Source organism: Niallia oryzisoli (assembly GCF_043641075.1).
Classification (GTDB): Bacteria; Bacillota; Bacilli; order Bacillales; family Cytobacillaceae; genus Bacillus_BD; species Bacillus_BD oryzisoli_A.
On the sequence record NZ_JBHZRC010000006.1, the window covers coordinates 136,606 to 156,547 of the forward strand.

Here is a 19,942-nt window from a genome sequence, read left to right on the forward strand (position 1 = left end):
AGCGCTTACTTCTTAAGACAAAGTGATGATTCTTTTAACAAAATCAACACAATTGGCTTCGATTTTCTCTTCATCGTCAGACCAAGTATCCGCTTTTAATCCCGCTGTGATGATGCTACATCCCTTCCGTTTCAATGCCTCCTCTAAAATATCAACTGCACTGGCAAACTGTTCATAGGATGAGCATCCGGAGCCAAATGCTGCGGCGCTTTTACCAGCCAAATCGATTGTTTCTAATTCATCGTAAAAACCCATGATTTCATCTGACAGCTCTCCATCCCCCCATGTATAGCTCCCAACTAAAATTCGTTCATATGAGGATAATTCATCAGCATAGGCTTCCAGTGCATCCTTCACAACCACCTGATCACCCGCTTTTGTTAACTCATCTGCTATCGTTCGAGCCATCAGCTCGGTCGTTCCCGTCATACTTGCATATACGACAATCGTATTCATCTTCTCGCCCCCATGTGTTTTTCCTTAAAAGGAAGGACAGGATCCACTCTCTGTCCCTATCAAAAAAGATTGCTACACTATTTATAACTAGATACACTTTGTTAATAGTACAAACAAATAATAGACTGCTTTTGTATGAATTAAATTGATTCTAATCAATTTAGTAGATAAAAAAAATAGTTCGTTCCTTAAACAGCTCGAAAATAAAGATAGGGAAAGATTGTTTTCCTACTATGTTATAATGAGAGATAAAGAGATATCCTACTATTTTAATTGCTTAACATGGTAAAAAATCAGAGAAAGGTCGTAATAGGAATGGATTCAACAAATACTATCGAGATGATGTTGCAGCAGGGGCAGAACGTGTTAGAAAGCATGAAGGATTTGAACCGGAGTGCTAAGAAAAAAGGCAAGGTTCGTTCTGATTTATATGAAAGATTTTGTGCGAACCAACATTCCTTTGATGTGTATACGTATATTGATGCTACTCTTAAACAGCTGCCTGAGGTCCAAACATTTCAACTAAAATTAGAGTTATATAGTGAAAATTTTACAGGCGTTTCAACAAATTATGATAAAGAGGTTGATCTGAAGCATATGGAAAACACGTATGAAGAAGTGTTAACATCCTACGATGCAATGATAAATGCACTACGATAGTCAACAACCATGACAGATATCAAGGAATTGTAGAAATGTAAAGGGACACCCTCGTCCCTGCCATTTGGTCCAGACCTTTGAATCTGTTCCTTCTTCCTACTTTTAGGGAACCAAATAACCATATGATCCAATTATCCTTACTTAACATATTTCTTTTTTTAAAAAAGATCATAACAAAGGATACATGTCCATGCGAACCTTCATCCACCAACATATTCTATTAATGTAAGATCACTTCTTACTAGAAGGAGGGATAAGGATGTCTGGAGGACATGGCGGATCATATGGCGGAAGCTTTGCATTAATCGTTGTACTATTTATCTTATTAATCATTGTTGGATCATCTTATTATCGCTATTAATAAGGAATGTAAAAAGAGTTGACTTGTCCTTGGCGGGCGAGTCAACTTTTTTACTTTTCCTTGTTCTTGTTTTTGTCGATAGATCAACCACCTTCTTCATGTAGATTATAAACTTACTGATATGGCTAAAATGCTAGTGGGAATTAAAAGTAGAAATACATTGTCTGCTTGATAAAGAATATATTCTTGCATTTTTGTTTTTACCTCGAAGGTGGATCACATCGGTATGATTAAAATCTCTAAAATTCAATTATTTTCGCTAATCATGTTATTTGAAATTGGCAGTACAACGCTTTTTGTCTTAGGAATTGATGCAAAACAGGATGCTTGGATTGTGGTGTCCATATCGTCGATAGTAGGATTATTTCTTTTGTGGGTTTATGCGCAATTCCCAAAATATTTCCCAAAGCAAAACTTTGCTGAAATATTAACTCAAATTGTCGGAAAAAAGTTCGCCGCCCTGCTGCTTTTGTTATTTGGAATACAATTATTAAGCGGTGCCAGCCATAATTTTTACGAATTTGGACAGCTGATTAAAATGACCGCACTGCCCACAACACCGCTCTTAATTATTTTGTACTTATTTATCATTGCTGCGATCTATATTCTCTATTTAGGATTTGAGGTGTTAGCTCGGACGGCTGAGATACTATTTCCCGTTTTTTTAATTTTTCTTCTTGTTATTTATATCATTACCCTGATTTCTGGCAATTTTCATATCAATGAAATGCTGCCAGTACTAGGAAATGGAATCTCTCCTATTCTGTCAGAGCTATATGCAGTAATCGCCTTTCCTTTTGGTGAAATGGTTGTCTTTCTTTTATATTGGCACTATGTAGACAAGCAAGAAGGGATTAAAAAGACAGCATTTGCTGCGTTAATTCTATCAACCCTCGCCATTATTCTCACATTGGTTGCCGTTATTTCTGTATTGGGGGTGGATTTGGCTGGAAATGCGGAAATTCCATTGCTGGAAACCATTTTAACGGTGAATATTGCCGATATTATTACAAATCTAGATATTCTCGCTGTTTTACTCATGTTTATCGGTGGTTTTTATAAAATGTCCCTTCGTTTCTATGGGTTTGTTCTAGTCGTTACATGGCTATTAGGCGCAAAAAGTCCTAATAAAATCCTGATTATCTCAGGACTGCTTTTTCCATTACTCACCATGTACCGTTTTCCTGGTCTGGATTATAAACGTTGGAAGGGAGATATCGAATTGTATGCGGTGTTAATATATGCAGTAATCCCAATTCTTCTTCTTATGCTGCTATATATTAAAAAGAAAAGGGAAGTAATAGCGAAAAAGGGGAATTCTAATGTCAGTCCTTCAGAAAATCATTAGTGCAGACCTCCTTTTTAGCCCCTTATTTATAGGAGGAAGTTTGTCTATCTTGATTTTGATACTCATGATTATCTTCCATTCCATTGCGTTACTCTTTAAACGATAGGGACCGTTTTTACTCAGGTTTAAACGGTCCTTTCATTAATCCTGAACTTGTAATATTCACTTTTACATGTAAGGAAATGGGAACATCAGCAAATTTATCAGGCCATTCGTCTTTTACCTTATTCCAGGTCTCCGGATACCTTTTATTTAATGCGTTTCCAAGCCCAAAAATGTCGGTTTGTAATGCTTGGGCTTTTTTAATGACTTGATTCATTTCGTCCTCAATAACTTTTTTATTTTCCGCTTGAAGTGAATTTAGAAAATTGATTTGTTGTTTGGCGTCACTAAATTGGACGGTTGCCTGTTGTTCCGTTACTTTTCCTTTTTCACTAACATGAATTGCAAAGGAGATTTGTTCCCCTTTTACTTCAGGAACAATCTTCGCGTTCATTTTTATTACGTCAACACTGACATATTTCCCCTCTTGTATATCAGATGGGAGAGAAAAGGCTCCTGCTTTAATATCCCCCGTTATCCATCGATAGCCTCTCGTTTCACTTTCGTTTAATAAACCCATTAATTTATCTTTTTTAAACACAGCAGCGCCTGATAGCGTTACGTTTTTATCCTGAGAATACTTGCCCTTCTCTTTTTTCTCCATAACAAGGACACCTGCTACAGGATCTGTTCCTGCTTCTAGTGCATCCTTATAAAAGGTTAACAAGTTGGTGGATACAGAGTTTAAGTGAGAATCTGTTTGTTCAAGCATATTATTTAAAAAGTTAGCTGGGATACGCGACACGCCTATATTCTCTGCTTCTAATATGTTCCTGGCATTTGTCTCTTTGGCAATACAAATCCATACATAGCCTCTAATTTCCTTCCCTCGATAAAAAGAATCTAATATTGAAATTAATCCTTCTTTAGCTAACTCTTCACTTATGATAATGATTTTATTATGTGCAAAGAAACTTCTTCGATCAATCATTTGATTTGTTCTTCTGAGTGCTTCAAATATGGTTTTTCCTGTTGCCGTTTCCAATAAAAAAGGTTTACCGGGACTAGGATTTTGTGAGCTTTCGGCAGCTGGAATTAATATTTGTGAAGTCAGGATAAACTCTTTTGTTTCAGGATCCTTATCAATGGCAATCGCTCCCACCATACCAATTTCTTTTAATTCCTTTCTATCCCAGCACCCCGATAATAAGAAAATGGAAAGAATAACGAAACTATACCTTCTCAACTCTTTTCCTCTCCTTCAGTATCAGGCCTTGTAGGTTTATTTTGGTTTCCTTGCCTCACTGATTCCTTCCACACCACCGAATGAGGTCTTGTTTTTTGAAACCACAATGGCATTCGAATGATGGAATCTCGCCATCCATTCCAGTTAATCGGTGCTTGCGGGGATAAAAACGGGGAACCAAAGGAACGCAATGAGCATAAATGCCCTAGTAGCATTAGAAACCCCATCAATATCCCATATAAGCCTAATGCTCCTGCTAAAAAGATGAGGAGAAACCGTGATAAGATAATGGCATCGCTTAATGAGGAAACAACAAACCCGCAAATTCCGGTAATGGCAATCACTATGACCATCGGTGCACTAACAAATCCCGCTTGTACAGCTGCCTCCCCAATGACTAATGCCCCGACGATACTAATCGCAGCTCCTACCGGCCTTGGCATTCGAACCCCGGCTTCACGAAGGATTTCAAAAACAATCGCCATCATGATCGCTTCTATAAAAGTAGGAAATGGAACCTTCTCTTGCGCAGCAGCCATTGTTGTCAAAAGGAGCGCTGGAACCATTTCATGGTGATAGGTGGTTAGTGCAATATAGATACTAGGAGAAGCTACTGTTAGAAATAAGGAAAGCAGTCGTAACAGCCTTATAAACGAAGATAAATAAGGCCTTGAGTAATAATCCTCGCCAACCTGAAGATTCTCTACAAACAGGTGTGGCACGGTTAATACGAATGGAGTTCCATCACAAAGGATGGCCACTCTTCCCTCAAGTAATTTCGCAGCCACTTTGTCTGGCTTTTCACTATTTGCCACCGTAGGAAAAATGGAATAAGGATGATCCTCAATAAATTGTTCAATGTAGCCCGATTCTAAAATGCTATCTGTATCAATGTTTTTTAATCGTTTTTTTACCTCATCTACGACTTTTGGATTGGCAATACCTTCAATATAGCCAATTCGTATGCTTGTCTTCGTTTGCTTGCCTAGCTTCATGCCTTCAAAAACCAAATTGGGATTATTTATCTTTCTTCGAATGAGCGATGTGTTTACCTTTAACACTTCATTAAAGCCTTCCCGAGGTCCTCGTACACTCGATTCGGTATCAGGCTCTCCTACATTTCTAGAGGCAAATCCCTGGGTACTGACAAGCAGTCCAGTCTCGAACCCATCTATCAACAGAAGAGTTTCTCCTAGCAAAATACTATCTGTCGCAGTTTTCCAGTTCCTTACCTCTTTCACATTTAATGAACTTACGATCCTGCTTTCTATTATTTTTAAAAAATCACTGGATTCCTCTTCTACTAATAGGGGAGAGCTTACAGTATGATCGGGTTCCATTAAAGATTTAATAATATGTACATTGATATAGGTTTCATTCACCAATCCATCAATAAAACAAAGAAAAACACGATGTTTTTTCGAGGTAACCACTTCTATTTCCCGATATTTAACATCCTCACTTTTGCCATACAGGCTCTTAATATATTCGATATTCTTATCCAATTGCTTATCCAATTCACCTGTATTTGAAATGGATTGGTTCTTTTGTTGATGTTTCTGAACACCCTTCGCTTCGTCTTTACGAACATCATTTTTAAACAAATCCAATTTTGTACGATACCGAATTCTTTTCATACCCCTGCTTCCTCTTTCCAACTAACAGTTTCACTGTTAGTATTTATCCAAAATAGAAATAAATTCCTAATTATATAAAAACAGAGGGACGGTTCTATTGCTTCCAAAATCTTGGAAGCAATAGAACCGTCCCTCTGCATTAATTATTTAAAAATTCACATCTAATCTTTGTTTGATATCATTTACTGGATAACAATCTTCTAAGCATTAATTTGTTCAATGACTGGAGTAATTTTAGTAATGATTTTATCTTTAAAAAGCTGCTTTAGTTCGTTTTTCTTTTGTTTCGCTAATGTTAATTGATTTTTATCAGAGAAGAAAATCAAGGATTCATTTTTATACTTTTGATTATCTCTAGCTGTTGGGTCATGGAGGTCAAAAAATAATTCCAGTAACTCATTATAAGAAACCTTCCAAGGATTAAACCAGATTTCTACTATATCTAGATTTGTCTCAACTTCATGTTCAATTCGAACCTTTTCAATTCCACGAAAACTTGTTAAAAATGCCTTTTGACTAAAAAACTCACTTGCTCCAAATACTGCTCTTTCCATTTCCATTCGCTCCTTATGAGCGATAGCTTCTCTCCAATCAAAAAACCTCTCTTTGTACAAAAGAGAGGTTCGTATGAATTGCATACATTCCTCTCATCTTTCAAAGGTTAACACCTTTGCAGGAATTAGCACCGTTCAAGTCAAAATGTTGACCTGATGGTTGCCGGGTTTCATAGGGCCTGTCCCTCTACCACTCTGGATAAGAAGTTATCGCTATTAAATTTTTTATTTATTGTTATTGATAATATCACTCAGTAAACGAAAGTTCAAGCAATATTTTCAAAATAAATTGAATTAACTTGTCCCTGCTTCATGTTATGGCTGGAAAATACGTTTCTAAAAACCCTTCATTAGTTTCTTAATCACCAAATGCAAATAGTAATTCTGTTTCACAAACTAACTCTCCATCCACTGTTGCAATTCCATTGCCTTTTCCAATACGACCCTTTAAACGTGTAATTTCTACCTCTAGACGGAGCTGGTCGCCCGGTTTTACCTGCCGTTTGAATCTGCACTGATCTATTCCTGCTAAAAGTCCTAACCGTCCTTGATTTCCATCCTTCGTTAACATGATCACCGCACTTACTTGGGCTAATGACTCAATAATTAATACGCCAGGCATAACGGGATAGTCAGGGAAATGACCATTAAAAAATTTCTCATTTGCTGTTACATTTTTAATACCCACTGCTCTTTTTCCTTCTTCTAATTCTAGAATCCTGTCAACTAATAGAAATGGATAACGATGCTTAACAACTTCCTTAATTTGTTGAATATCTAACACCTTAACAGCCCCCATGGTTTAGTTTCTGATCAATACTATCGATGTTTATCTATATTTTAACACTTAGTACTAATAGTTGGTACTAATTCCTATTTTTTACTGCTAAACCTCTATTAATATCAATTTTCAACTCAAGATTCCTTTTAGGAAAAATAAACTGAATTTCTCTTAAAATTAATCACAGAAAAACCTCCAAACAATTAGAGGTTTTTTAGTTTAGAATGGATAAAACTATTTATCCTGAACATATAATTTTTTATAACTCAGCCTTCAATTCATGCCAGCAAACACTTCAACCCGGTTTCGCCCCTTCTTTTTCGCCTCATAAAGGGCATTGTCCGCATTCTCCAATAATCCTTCAATGTCCAGCATGTGTACCACATCACCTGTATCCACTCCAATACTGACCGTAACACGGTTTGTTACGGGAGAAAATTCGTGAACAATTCCGGTATCGTACACTGATTTTCTTATCTTTTCAGCAAATTGATAGACTTTTTCTCTTTCCCAATCAAATACAGCAACCACAAATTCTTCTCCTCCGAAGCGTGAAAGAATACTACCTTCAGATTCCATAAGCTGTTGAATGGTTCGAGCAACCGTTTGAATCACTCTATCCCCTTCCAGATGTCCATAGTTATCATTGAATAGTTTAAACGAATCAATATCAAGCATCATTAAGGACACCGCTCGCTTTTCAGTGGCGCCAGCCATTCTATCTTGTATATATTGCTGAAACCCTCTTCGGTTCGGAATTTTCGTTAGCTCATCCACTAATGTTAACTGCCTAAGCCGTTCATTCGCTTTTTTTAATTCTTCATTCATAGCCAAGTTCTCTTCCATCTTTAAAGCTAAATTATGATTGGATTCCTTGAGCAGCATTTCATTAAAAAAATTAGATGCATAGCTGTTATACAGCATTCTTGAGGCCAGCCAGCAAAAAAATAAAAAGACAACTAGATTAATATAATGACCCATTACAATATCCATAGATGGCTGAAAAAATGGCAGCCCGATGAACAGCACGCTTATGGGCAGCACATATAGCTTAATCATGGTGCGGTTTGAAGCAAGAAAAAGAATCGATACACACATGATATTGACTACAAACGCCATGACATGACCATATACCTTTTGATCAACCAGTGTGACAACCGATCCCCACACTAAAAAGAAACAAACAAAGCACAATAACCCGAATCGAAACCATTTAAATTGCTGTTCAGAGAAGTTCCGTTTCTTTTCAAACCACAGCATATAAAACAGCATGGCGATACTCATCGTAAGCAAAAGAGTATATAGCAGTAAATAAATAGTAAATACAAAAATACGATGATCCGTCACATAACTAGTTGTGACGTTCATACAAATGAGAATCATCTCAAACAGGATTACAATCTTTGCAAACAGCTTGCAGCGCTGTAGGTTTTTATAGAATATATGATTTTCCAGCAATTTTTGTTTTTCAGGAGATACGGACAGTGAATCAAGCACATTTGAAAATTTCATATACAACCTCAATCAACTATTTTTTAGGTCAAAAGTATCACATTTCATTATTACTTACTTTATTACATTCCAATTTATTACACTATTAATTTGCTCATGTAGAAGCAGGGGGACGGTTCTTCTGCTTCCAACCGCTCCCTGTCTTGCATCCACAAATCTGATTGGCACAGTGATTGGACCACACATACAATAAACTCATTCGTTATATTTTTTCGAAAAGAGAGGATAATCATGTTCTGCAGAAGAGAAATACACAGGATTTCCCCTGAAAGAATCATGGATATAAATAAATTATTTGATGAATACGTATTACCAAATCAGCTAAAAAATGGGGCAAAATTGATTGGACGCTGGATAACAGAGGATAAAAATGAGATCGTGACTATGTGGCATTATCCTAACTATGGGGACTATTTAAAAATTGAAAAAAGAGTAAAAAAGGATCAACTACATCAGCAGGCCAAGAAACAGCTCTTAACATTAGGGAATCCCTATTTAGATTATCGTCAAGAATTTCTAACTTCTACAGGTGTTTATCATTCACCAAAACAAAACGTGACAGTAAGCGGTTATATTACAAACGAACGTGGTGAAGCGCTATTAGTTCAAACCTACTGGAGGTCAGATACATGGGAGCTTCCTGGAGGAGGCGTAGATGACGGAGAAACATTGGATGAAGCACTATGCAGGGAAATCTTTGAAGAGACCGGGATTACAGTTACATTATTTGGCGTTACAGGAGTGTATTCAAATGGAAGTACCCTATCCATCGTATTCCATGGAGAAATAGTTGGCGGGGATCTGAAGACATCTCATGAAACACAGGATGTTCGTTTTGTGAAACTCGATGAATCGAATGTTCATCAATATATAACACGAGGAAAATTTCTTCCTAGAGTATTAGACGCCATGAAGGGGCATTCTATCCCCTATGAATCATTTAACGTCCGACCTTACAAGCTAGTAGAAAGGTTAGATGGAAAATGATAAAGCATGGGGACGGTTCCCCTGCTTCCAAGGAAGCAGGAGAACCGTCCCCTCGCTTTTTCGATATTCAAGGTTGAATATTATGATTGTGCCGGAATCTATTTTTTTGATCATAGTTTTTCTTTACTTTCACCAATCGATTATAATTTTCTCGAACTGTATTTTTTAGTACTTCTTCATCCTTGTCAAACGCATTTAGATAGGATGCTTTTTGATGTGAGTATGGAAGCAATTCGTCATAAAAAGAGTCGGTCCATTTTTTCCATAACACACCTTCATCACCAATTTCCATTCCATCGACTAATAGAACATACTTTGCCTTTCTTATGGCAAGCGGAGTGGCATTTGCAGGTACTCGATTCATTTGTCCTCCCAATGACCATAACTGAACGAGAAAGCTTGGAGCTGGTGTACTTTCCATTTTTGACAGAAGGATATCCATTACTTCATCATTTAAATCATCTAAATATAACGAAGTCCCGTATACCGGCACATGTGGCGGTACCATTGGGTCGAGCTTTTTTTGGAGACGTACATAAGGTATTACGGACGTATCATCCATGATTGGCTGAGCCAGCTCACGCAGCGGCTGCATCACCTTTTCCCCTTCTTCTGCATCACCCGCATACATTCCGATTGCCATAACGACCTTTCTAAAATGCAGGAATTCAGGTAAAAATGGTGCAGGAGGCAGCACGGCAGCCGTGAAATTAATCGAAACCGCTTCATCCGGTGCATCTGCTAAAAAGGCTTGAGCATTATGTAGGACTTGCTTGAAATCCTTTAAATCGTACAGGACATCTAGGGCAAAAACCTCTGGTCCTACAGGATATAAGGCAAATTCAAAGGTCGTCACAACACCAAAATTACCGCCTCCTCCACGAAGGGCCCAAAATAAGTCTGGATGGTTTTCCTCATTAACATAGAGCACGCTGCCTTTTTCGGTTACGACTCTGGCACCCACAAGATTATCACAGGTTAACCCATATTTTCCTCGCAGGTAGCCTATTCCGCCATTTAGCGCTAATCCTGCAACACCAGTTTCTGAAATGGTTCCTGTCGGGGTTGCAAGTCCGTGTTTTTGTGTTTCAGCATCGATATCCCCTAGAGTCGCGCCGCCTTCAACAATCGCCACCTGTCTCTTAGTATCTACTTTTACCTTTCTCATTTGTGAAAGGTCAATCATCAAGCCATCATTACAAACAGCAAATCCGCCTACATGATGACCGCCTCCACGGATGGAAATGGATAGATTTTTTTCCCTCGCAAACTGTACAGCAGCCTTAACATCTTCTTCAGATCGACACACAACAATTGCGGCCGGCTTCTTATCAATAGCAGCATTCCATATTTTTCTCGTTTCATCATAACGGCTATCGCCCGGAAGAATTAATCGGTTTCCAACTTGTTGCTCAAGGGTACTAAACATACTTAGAATCACTCCTATATTTTGGTAAAAGGAATCATTTTAAAGGCATACCATTTATGATATTTTGAGAGAGTAAGAGTTATTCGGAGTTTCTAAATATTTTAAATTCAAGATAATTAGTTATTAAAAAAATGCCACCCTTTTGAGAAAGAATCGCATGTGGACGTTTATTTATTTTTTATTTCTACAGCTTGCGCCATCATGTGTTGGATCAGTTCCTCAGCAGTTTGACTCCTTGCTAATCTCGGGCTCTGACCTGACCAAAGAGACATATAAGCTGGATTACCCTGAGCGGCTGCTGCTTTTCTAATCGACTGCGTTAAAGAATTTTGAACCGGAAATTCCGGGAAAGCTGTTTCATGCACTTGCATAGCTGAGATAAATTGGTTTTGAATCCCTCTCGCCCATTTACCGGAAAATGCTCGAGTTAGGATGACCTGATCTTCATCTGCTTGAAGAATGGCCTCCTTATGCAGTCGATTGGCCCCGCTTTCAATACATGTTAAAAAAGCCGTTCCCAATTGTACAGCCTGTGCACCTAAGCAAATAGCGGCCATTAATCCTCTTCCATCCATAATTCCCCCAGCCGCAATAACTGGGATCCCAACACAATCAACAACCTGTGGGACTAAGGATATTAACCCGATCATGCTCTCTTGGTGCGGATTGATAAAGTTTCCACGATGTCCGCCAGCCTCACTGCCTTGAACCACGACCATATCCATGCCGCTATTTTCAATTTCAACAGCTTCTTTTACCGTTGCAGCCGTTCCGATTAGGATCATATCATGCTTTTTTAATCTAATCATGACTTCCCTCGATGGGATTCCAAATGTAAATGAACAAACAGGGACTTGTTCTTCAATCAATATCTCTATATGTTCATGAAACGTATCTACTAGTTTACGAGAATCAGGAAGAACAAAACCATCCCCTTCAATGTTTAATTGATCTTTTAAAGGCTGTAATGTTTGAAGAGCAAAATCGATATCATTTGAGGATACGCTAAAATCCTCTGGAACAAACAAATTTACACCAAAAGGATGTAAAGTTAACTCTCTAACCTCCCGAATTTGCTGCCGTAATTGGGTTGGCTTCAGATAGCCTGCTCCAATCATGCCAAGACCTCCGCTGCTCGATACGGCCGCAACTAATTCGGAGGTTGTTGTTCCCCCGGCCATTGGGGCTTGAATAATAGGATATTTTATTTTTAATACTTTTGTCACTTCGGTAGTTAACATAGAAACACCTCTTCCTTCATCATAAATTACTAGCTACACTAATGTATCCAAAAGCTCTTTAGGTGTATGGACAACATATTTCGGATTTTCCTTTTCAATCATTTCATAACCGTCTAATCCCCAGCTAACCCACAGAAACGGAACATTGACTTTATTGCAGGCGATAATATCCCGCACTTCATCGCCAACGTACAATAATTGTTCAGGTGCCAGCTGCTTCTGCTTCAAAAATTTCTTAATAACCGTATCCTTGCCAAATAATTTACTTGAATTTAGTACTTGTGAAACACTTTGGATTTGTTCCTGCTTTAAGAGTAGCTCTATATTTTCTTTCGCATTTGAAGATAGAATCGTAATTTCATAATCCTTTTCTGACAAGGTATCCAGCATTTCTTTTATCCCATTGAATAGCCTTACTTCTGTAACATTTTCTTTAAAATAGCGATAAATCTTAGGTAAGATGACCGGTAATTTATGCATAGGAAAGCGAAACTGCTTCGCCCTCTGCTGAATCGTTAAGTTTCTTGTTAAAATTAAATCCTCCTTTACGACAGGATCATAATCGTATTGAGCTGCATATGTATTCCAAGCATTCATAAATATCTCGCTAGAATCAGCTAATGTTCCATCAAAATCAAACATTACATGTTTCAAATTCTACACCCTGCTTCCATCACTTTTCCTCTATTTTAACAGTTTAAAGTATGAATGAAACAACAATCAATCTTTTGAAGTTGAAACTATCCTCATTCGGGATTAACTGCAGAGTGGGGTTACACGATATACAAGAGTACAATTTTTAATAGTAATGTTGACAAGAAGAGCTGTCTTGATTTTTATTTTAGGAATGATTTCGAAATTGGAAGCAGGATAAACGGACAAAAAAGGTAAAAAGCTATTCGGGGATACTACAAAGGGAGAGCCGTCACGAAAGGATTCCGGTTCTGACAGATTGGGATTTCTATTAAACAAGTCTTTCTCAAAATGACTTCACTTCTGACAAATCTTGCTTTCTATAATGCAAGTCTGTCTCATGATCACCCCTCTTCTGATCTTTCTTCTTTTTCACCTCCAGACTTCAAAATAAGAAATCTCTAATTAGCCTTTTTCACATATAAACTATATCGCTTATCTTTCCTATGATATTTAATAATCCAATCTCTATGCTGTATGTGAATGATCTGGTTTTCTTTTTTCACAGCCACTAGTTCTCAATCTTCCATTTTGTTTACTAAGCTACTTTTTCTCATGACATCTCTCCTTTCATAAGGTTTCTAACTATATCAATCTTCCTAGGTAAACGTAATAGCTCCATTCTCCAATCAAATTCATCCGTACCAACATATTCTTTAGCTTTTCTCAAAATCCTTCCTTCTGTCGAAAAATTACAAAAATAGCGAAAAAACTCATTCGCCATCAGTGATAATGGAAAAAGAAAGATTCTCTCGAACCATGCTATATCAGGCTAACCAAATTTTTCAGTTGAAAATGAAAGAACGGTTATAGTTACCAGATTTTTGGTAAGATGTTGTTTTCATGATATAATTTTCTAAACACTAATTTAAGGGTGATTGTAAAATGGGACTGCGCTTTCGGAAAAGCTTTAAAATTGCGCCAGGAGTTCGGTTTAATGTAAATAAAAATAGTACTAGCATTAGCTTTGGCGGAAAAGGATTGCGGTACACCATCAATAGCCGTGGGAAAAGAACGGCAAGCGCCGGCATCCCGGGGACCGGACTCTCATACGTTTCAACATCCTCATCAAAAAGAAAAAATTATAAAACCCAAGCATACCAGTCTCAACAAAGCTTACAGGCCAGACAAAGACAATTACAAAAGGAACAAGAGAAAGAGTTGGCAAGGCTTGAGGTTGAGTTGTTTGAAAATCAATGTGAAATCGTGAAGTCCATCCATCAAGAAAGTGATGAGGATGTAGATTGGCAACATATCCTTACCAGTCCACCACCCTATCCTCCTGGCGAAATAGGACCAAAGGAAAAAGTTGCTAGTCTTGTGTACAATCAATATAAGCCCACCTTTTTTCAACGATTATTTAAAAAAGATAAAAAAATACTTGCGCAACTAGAGCTGGAAATTGTACAGGCACAAATGAAAGATAAAGCAGACTATCGTGAATGGGAAGAGCTCGTTCAATTATCTGAAAGGGTCATGGCAGGGGATATCGATACCTATTTTCAAGTAATAGAAGAAATGGATCCATTAGGTGATTTGAGTGAGTTTGGCAGCGGCTTTGAATTCTCGACTGATTCTCCTGAATACATGGAAGTTGAATTTGATGTCCACTCCCAACACGTCATTCCAACAGAAGAAAAATCGTTGACGAAAACAGGGAAATTATCCATCAAACAGATGACAAAGACTCGCTATTTTGAACTACAGCAGGATTATGTGTGCAGCTGCACACTACGAATTGCTCGGGATTTGTTTGCCCTGCTTCCATTAGAAATGGTCATGATCCATGCTTATGATGAACAAATCAGCACCCAAACGGGGCACGAGGAAAGACAATTAATTCTCTCTATTAAAATAGACCGTGCTACCTTACTTTCATTAAACTTTGACCGGATTGACTGCTCCGACTCTATGAATAACTTCCCGCATCATATGGACTACAGGAAAACAAAGGGCTTTAACCCGGTTGAAAAAATAGAGAAGTAACAAATAGGGGCCAACCTAAAAGGACACAAGGCTGTCCTTATCAAATTATTTATCAAAATATTCGTAATTAACTGAAGGAATTACTCTCCTTCTATATAAAAAGAAGATAAATCCTACAAACCACCCAATGCAACCTCCATCCTAATAACAAAAAAAGACAGGCACTCTCCAAACTTGTTGAATCACACCTGTCCATTTATTTATTCCGTATCCTTCATTTGATAGTGAAAATGGCAATAGCCGTCTGTTGGCAGCCATTGATCCTGTTCCACTTCAAATTGATCATTATAGCCGTGTGCAATGGCTTTATCGATGACCGAACAATAAAGATGACCATATGTTTTCATGCCATCATCTGCCCATTGTTGACCTAAAGGACATACTGTGTATGTTTGTCTGAACCCGTTAGACAGAAATTCCTGATCGATGGAAAATAACTCACTTCTCTCCATATCATAGTTTGGCAGGTAATGTTCCACAGTATTTTCCTGTCCGTTTGCTCTGGCTCTTAATGCAATTCCGTATCCGCGCTTTTCACCGAATGCCCAAACACCTTCTCTTATTGCCTGCTCACCCTCATCACCATATGTATCGACTACAGCCTTTGCTAGTTGGGCAAATAATTTAGCAAACAATGCAAACGGGGTCAAACCCTCATACTTATTTTTCGCAGCATGACCTTTTGGGATATACTCATACAACGTGTGAAAATCCCCTTCCATAACTGCTTTAGCAGCAATGTCCTCGGCATCCTTGTAGCCAAACTGTTCAATACCCTGCTGAAGCTGCACTTTTCCTTGTTCCCCAAATCTAGCTATTACTACTTTCTCAATTTCTGAAAAAAGCTTTGTTGTCATGACTTCCATCGAATACGTTGCCCTTTTTTGTAGTCCTGCATTCATATAGAAACACTCTCCAAACTAATGTCTAATGACGTACTTTGATTCGATTATATAAATTTTAATCACTAAATCACATGAATAATTTATGAACGGTGTCAGGCACCTCAAAAAGACAAATGGTTCCCATTTGTCCTTTTGAGGTGCCTGACACCACTCGTTATCTTTTTAATATCCTTTTGAATAATCAACTAGATTAATATATGGTTTTTGACCTTCCAGGTAGGCTTTCAAATTAGGAATGAAAATATCCTCGACAACACGTTTATCGTAGTATTCTGTTGAACCGGCAGTATGTGGTGTGACGATGACATTGTCCATTTCCCAGAGCGGGTGATCCTCACCCAATGGTTCTTTTTCAAATACATCCAAACCTGCACCTGCTATTTCACCCGATTGTAAAGCCGATATCAAATCCTCTTCCTTCACGAGTTTCCCGCGGCCAATATTGATAAAAAATGCCGATGACTTCATTAATGTAAACTGCCTTGCTGTAAATAGCTGATAGGTTTCATCTGTTAATGGCAATGTTACGACAACATAATCACATTTTGGCAGTAGGTCGTCCAACCTATCCGGCGTAACCATTTCATCCACATTCTCAACCGGCTGACCTGAATGGCGGACACCGAGTACCTTCATGCCAAAGGCCTTCGCGATTTTGGCGGTTTCTTTTCCAATGGCACCAACACCAATAATTCCAATCGTTTTTTCATGCATTTCCAGCTTCATATTGCTATGGTGCCAAACCTTTTCCTGTTGATTTTTTACATATGTATGAATTTTACGCGTTAACCCTAACATATAAGCAAAAATCGTTTCAGAAATAGGATATGCATGAACTCCATTTGCACTTGTCAGTAGGATGCCATTCGACTTAAACTGCTCTGTTGGAAAATGGTTAATCCCGGCACTTGTAGACTGTGTCCATTTTAGATTAGAAAAATCCTCCAGCTCCAGCTTATAGCCAAGCGTCACTTCCGCTTCATTGACATGAGGACCCCAGATTTCCTTATCCTTGCCTGCAATGATGTCCCAGTCAGGAACAACCTGTTTAATTTGATCGATTAAATCCTTATGCAAATCCTTTGTAATCACCATTTTTCTCTTCGCCACTATACAGGCCTCCCTTTTCATTCCTACTATTACTATACAATTAATTTTATTTTTTTACAGCTAAAACTACTCCATTTTCTGAATAGGCAGATTACTCCTTTTAAGCTTTTTTTAAGGTTTGTACAGTACTTTAGTTACAACGAACATTACGAGGAGACGAGGAATAGCAATGAAAAGAATAAATGTTGTAAAGCTTATTTTAGATATAATGATGGCCATTACGTTTGTATTATTTTTCAATAAACGTGTATTAGGAGGTTTAGCCTTTCATGAAATTGCCGGTCTCGTCATTGGAGGGGTTTTCTTTATCCATGTCTTGTTGAATGGGAGATGGGTGAAGAATGTAACACTTAAACTATTTGATTCTAAACTACCATTTAAAGTAAAACTTAATTACCTTCTCAATTTACTTTTGTTAGTGACGATGGCATTTGTTATAATCAGCGGGATTTTCATTTCCCGTGTCGTTTTTCCAAATGTCAATATTGGAAATGAACAATGGTTTAAAGTAACCCATATGTCTGTCTCCTATTTAGCGCTTGTATTAGTTGCCATCCATGTTGGATTACATTGGAATTGGGTGGTCAATACTTTTAAAAACATCATAAAACGCAAAGGAAAAAGACCTGTTGTAGGCCTTGTTGCAAAAGTAGCAGTAGCAGCATTGTTGGTCGTTGGAGGCTACCAAATGTATTCATCCAATTTCTTCATGCATTTGCAGGGAGTTACGCAAGTATTTAATCCTTCCTCCTCACAAATGCCAGGTGATGGGTTCGAAGGCAGAGGAAAACGTGCATTTGCTGAAGGCTTTGCAGGAAAAGAAGGTACATTTAATCCAGATAACATTCCTGATCGTGGTTCTGAAGAGGAAGGAACCAGCGATGATCACTCGGATCAAGCACCTATTCATAAAGGTGGATTTGAGGGAAAAGAAGGCGGCATGTCCAGCACAAATGTGTTTCAAGTGATTGGTCAATACTTTAGCATCATGTCCGTTATCATTATCGTTGTTTACTATATTGATAAATTTTTTAGACGTAAGAAATCTAAAAAGAAGCTGGCAAATTTAAAGGCAGCAGATGTAACAAGAAATTAATAAACAAGGAGGCTGCTCAAATAAGGCAGCCTCCTTGCTTATTAAAAACCCTTTATTGATAAATACTCCCACCAGATTCCGTAAACTCCTTCGCCTTTTCCTCCATACCCATTTTCATTTCTTCATTCTTGCGGATATCGTGGGAAATTCTCATGCTGCAGAATTTAGGACCGCACATCGAGCAAAAATGAGCCGTTTTCGCACCTTCTGCAGGAAGCGTTTCATCATGGTATTCGATGGCCCGTTCTGGATCCAATGATAGATTAAATTGATCGTTCCAGCGAAACTCAAAGCGAGCTTTTGATAAAGCATTATCTCGTATTTGAGCTCCAGGATGCCCTTTTGCCAAATCCGCTGCATGGGCAGCAATTTTATAAGTGACAACACCTGTACGAACATCCTCTTTATTTGGCAGCCCTAAATGCTCTTTCGGTGTGACATAGCAAAGCATTGCGGTACCAAACCAGCCAATCATCGCCGCTCCAATGGCTGAAGTAATATGGTCGTAACCAGGTGCAATGTCTGTTGTCAGCGGTCCTAATGTGTAAAATGGTGCTTCATCACAAACCTCTAATTGCTTATCCATGTTTTCTTTAATCAAATGCATTGGCACATGCCCTGGTCCTTCAATCATCACCTGCACATCATGCTTCCAAGCGATTTTTGTCAGTTCACCAAGAGTTTCAAGCTCGGCAAATTGCGCTTCATCATTCGCATCAGCAATCGACCCGGGACGCAGGCCGTCACCCAATGAGAAGCAGATATCATAGGTTTGCATGATTTCACAGATCTCTTCAAAATGTGTATAGAGGAAGTTTTCCTGATGATGATGCAGGCACCATTGCGCCATAATCGAACCACCGCGCGAAACAATTCCAGTTACCCTTTTGGCCGTTAATGGAACATAACGCAACAGAACACCGGCATGTATCGTAAAGTAATCAACCCCTTGTTCTGCCTGCTCAATCAATGTATCACGGTAAATTTCCCATGAGAGATCCTCGGCAATTCCATTCACTTTTTCCAGCGCTTGATACAATGGCACAGTCCCAACTGGAACGGCAGAATTTCGGATCATCCATTCCCGGGTTGTATGAATGTTTTTACCTGTTGATAAATCCATGATGGTATCGGCACCCCAGCGTGTAGCCCACGTCATTTTTTCGACTTCCTCTTCAATCGAAGAGGTCACAGCGGAATTCCCCATGTTCGCATTTATTTTTACATGAAAATTTCGTCCAATAATCATCGGCTCTGCTTCTGGATGGTTGATATTTGCTGGAATAATGGCACGGCCTTTTGCCACTTCATCACGGACAAATTCAGGCTTTAGATTTTCACGTATCGCAATAAACTCCATTTCAGGGGTAATGATTCCTTTTCGGGCATAATGAAGCTGCGTTACGTTATGACCTTTTTTTGCACGCAAAGGCTTTCGCTTTAACCCAGGGAATACTTGTTGATTCGCCCTTGGATCATCTGCAGCCTGGTACCCGTTATCCTGGGGCTTGATTTCCCTGCCTTCATAGTCTTCAACATCCTCCCGTTCCACAATCCATGGACGGCGAAGTGCAGGAAGACCCTTTGTCAGATCGACTGTATATTCCGGGTCTGTGTAAGGACCGCTTGTATCATAGACACGGACAGGGGCATTTTCTTCCTGACCGAAGCTTGTGTTGGTTTGACTTAAACCGATTTCACGCATTGGTACTCTCAAATCAGCTCTTGAACCTGTTACATAAACTTTTTTACTACCTGGAAAATTGGTCATGATGGAAATGTTTTGTTCATTTAGTGATGATGTTGACATACTATCTCTCCTTTTGTTTGCACAAAGGGCCAGAAAGGGAACAAACGAGCAGGGAGAAGAGGATTCCATAAATTAAAAAAGCCGGTGT

Annotated in this window: 18 protein-coding genes and 1 riboswitch; of the genes, 6 read left to right on the forward strand and 12 right to left on the reverse strand. The window is 38.6% G+C overall.

Going from position 1 to position 19,942, the window contains the following annotated elements:
- Nucleotides 1-12: 12 nt before the first annotated feature.
- Nucleotides 13-456 carry a flavodoxin domain-containing protein gene (locus tag ACHUFV_RS17460; RefSeq protein ID WP_394236354.1) on the reverse strand — a complete coding sequence of 148 codons (444 nt, stop codon included), beginning with the start codon at nucleotides 454-456 and terminating at the stop codon, nucleotides 13-15.
- 315 nt (nucleotides 457-771) lie between these two features.
- Here ACHUFV_RS17460 and ACHUFV_RS17465 point away from each other — a divergent pair, with 315 nt between their 5' ends.
- The 3 genes from ACHUFV_RS17465 to ACHUFV_RS17475 all read left to right on the forward strand — a co-directional run bounded on the left by ACHUFV_RS17465 (nucleotide 772) and on the right by ACHUFV_RS17475 (nucleotide 2,825).
- Nucleotides 772-1,116, forward strand: coding sequence for a hypothetical protein (locus tag ACHUFV_RS17465; protein WP_394236356.1), 345 nt, complete (start codon nucleotides 772-774; stop codon nucleotides 1,114-1,116).
- A 259-nt stretch (nucleotides 1,117-1,375) separates the two neighbouring features.
- Nucleotides 1,376-1,477, forward strand: a complete 102-nt coding sequence (locus ACHUFV_RS17470) for a YjcZ family sporulation protein (RefSeq protein ID WP_394236358.1) — start codon at nucleotides 1,376-1,378, stop codon at nucleotides 1,475-1,477.
- 226 nt (nucleotides 1,478-1,703) lie between these two features.
- On the forward strand, nucleotides 1,704-2,825 hold the full coding sequence (locus tag ACHUFV_RS17475) for a GerAB/ArcD/ProY family transporter (RefSeq protein ID WP_394236360.1): 1,122 nt from the start codon (nucleotides 1,704-1,706) through the stop codon (nucleotides 2,823-2,825).
- Nucleotides 2,826-2,940: 115 nt separating this feature from the next.
- On the opposite strand, the gene ACHUFV_RS17480 is transcribed toward ACHUFV_RS17475, so the two are convergent.
- The 5 genes from ACHUFV_RS17480 to ACHUFV_RS17500 form a co-directional block, all read right to left on the reverse strand.
- Nucleotides 2,941-4,113: a Ger(x)C family spore germination protein gene (locus ACHUFV_RS17480; RefSeq protein WP_394236362.1), complete on the reverse strand. Its 1,173-nt coding sequence runs from the start codon at nucleotides 4,111-4,113 to the stop codon at nucleotides 2,941-2,943.
- The gene (locus tag ACHUFV_RS17485; protein ID WP_394236364.1) at nucleotides 4,110-5,750 is read right to left on the reverse strand and encodes a spore germination protein; all 1,641 of its coding nucleotides are present in this window, start codon (nucleotides 5,748-5,750) and stop codon (nucleotides 4,110-4,112) included. The genes ACHUFV_RS17480 and ACHUFV_RS17485 overlap by 4 nt, the downstream gene beginning before the upstream one ends.
- A gap of 200 nt (nucleotides 5,751-5,950) precedes the next feature.
- Nucleotides 5,951-6,304: a peptide-methionine (S)-S-oxide reductase gene (locus tag ACHUFV_RS17490; RefSeq protein ID WP_394236366.1), complete on the reverse strand. Its 354-nt coding sequence runs from the start codon at nucleotides 6,302-6,304 to the stop codon at nucleotides 5,951-5,953.
- Between the two features lie 90 nt (nucleotides 6,305-6,394).
- Nucleotides 6,395-6,510: riboswitch (SAM riboswitch) on the reverse strand.
- A 152-nt stretch (nucleotides 6,511-6,662) separates the two neighbouring features.
- Complete coding sequence (gene fabZ, locus ACHUFV_RS17495; RefSeq protein WP_394236576.1) at nucleotides 6,663-7,088, reverse strand: 3-hydroxyacyl-ACP dehydratase FabZ; 426 nt, start codon at nucleotides 7,086-7,088, stop codon at nucleotides 6,663-6,665.
- 270 nt (nucleotides 7,089-7,358) lie between these two features.
- A complete protein-coding gene (locus ACHUFV_RS17500) occupies nucleotides 7,359-8,597 on the reverse strand; it encodes a GGDEF domain-containing protein (protein WP_394236368.1) in 1,239 nt (412 codons plus the stop codon).
- Nucleotides 8,598-8,873: 276 nt separating this feature from the next.
- Here ACHUFV_RS17500 and ACHUFV_RS17505 point away from each other — a divergent pair, with 276 nt between their 5' ends.
- A complete protein-coding gene (locus ACHUFV_RS17505; RefSeq protein WP_394236370.1) occupies nucleotides 8,874-9,584 on the forward strand; it encodes an NUDIX hydrolase in 711 nt (236 codons plus the stop codon).
- Nucleotides 9,585-9,651: 67 nt separating this feature from the next.
- On the opposite strand, the gene ACHUFV_RS17510 is transcribed toward ACHUFV_RS17505, so the two are convergent.
- From ACHUFV_RS17510 to ACHUFV_RS17520, 3 genes are all read right to left on the reverse strand, one after another.
- Nucleotides 9,652-11,013, reverse strand: coding sequence for an FAD-binding oxidoreductase (locus ACHUFV_RS17510; protein ID WP_394236372.1), 1,362 nt, complete (start codon nucleotides 11,011-11,013; stop codon nucleotides 9,652-9,654).
- A gap of 167 nt (nucleotides 11,014-11,180) precedes the next feature.
- Nucleotides 11,181-12,254, reverse strand: a complete 1,074-nt coding sequence (locus tag ACHUFV_RS17515) for an NAD(P)H-dependent flavin oxidoreductase (RefSeq protein ID WP_394236373.1) — start codon at nucleotides 12,252-12,254, stop codon at nucleotides 11,181-11,183.
- 33 nt (nucleotides 12,255-12,287) lie between these two features.
- Nucleotides 12,288-12,908 carry an HAD hydrolase-like protein gene (locus tag ACHUFV_RS17520; protein WP_394236375.1) on the reverse strand — a complete coding sequence of 207 codons (621 nt, stop codon included), beginning with the start codon at nucleotides 12,906-12,908 and terminating at the stop codon, nucleotides 12,288-12,290.
- A gap of 924 nt (nucleotides 12,909-13,832) precedes the next feature.
- Between ACHUFV_RS17520 and ACHUFV_RS17525 the strand changes: the two genes are divergently transcribed.
- On the forward strand, nucleotides 13,833-14,933 hold the full coding sequence (locus ACHUFV_RS17525) for a DUF4236 domain-containing protein (RefSeq protein ID WP_394236377.1): 1,101 nt from the start codon (nucleotides 13,833-13,835) through the stop codon (nucleotides 14,931-14,933).
- Between the two features lie 200 nt (nucleotides 14,934-15,133).
- On the opposite strand, the gene ACHUFV_RS17530 is transcribed toward ACHUFV_RS17525, so the two are convergent.
- Nucleotides 15,134-15,835 (reverse strand): L-2-amino-thiazoline-4-carboxylic acid hydrolase, encoded by a 702-nt coding sequence (locus ACHUFV_RS17530; protein ID WP_394236379.1) that lies wholly within the window; start codon nucleotides 15,833-15,835, stop codon nucleotides 15,134-15,136.
- Between the two features lie 165 nt (nucleotides 15,836-16,000).
- Complete coding sequence (locus ACHUFV_RS17535; RefSeq protein ID WP_394236380.1) at nucleotides 16,001-16,948, reverse strand: D-2-hydroxyacid dehydrogenase; 948 nt, start codon at nucleotides 16,946-16,948, stop codon at nucleotides 16,001-16,003.
- A gap of 169 nt (nucleotides 16,949-17,117) precedes the next feature.
- On the opposite strand from ACHUFV_RS17535, the gene ACHUFV_RS17540 reads away from it, so the two are divergent.
- A complete protein-coding gene (locus tag ACHUFV_RS17540; protein ID WP_394236382.1) occupies nucleotides 17,118-18,044 on the forward strand; it encodes a DUF4405 domain-containing protein in 927 nt (308 codons plus the stop codon).
- Nucleotides 18,045-18,096: 52 nt separating this feature from the next.
- On the opposite strand, the gene thiC is transcribed toward ACHUFV_RS17540, so the two are convergent.
- The gene (gene thiC, locus ACHUFV_RS17545) at nucleotides 18,097-19,854 is read right to left on the reverse strand and encodes a phosphomethylpyrimidine synthase ThiC (RefSeq protein WP_394236384.1); all 1,758 of its coding nucleotides are present in this window, start codon (nucleotides 19,852-19,854) and stop codon (nucleotides 18,097-18,099) included.
- Nucleotides 19,855-19,942: the final 88 nt, after the last annotated feature.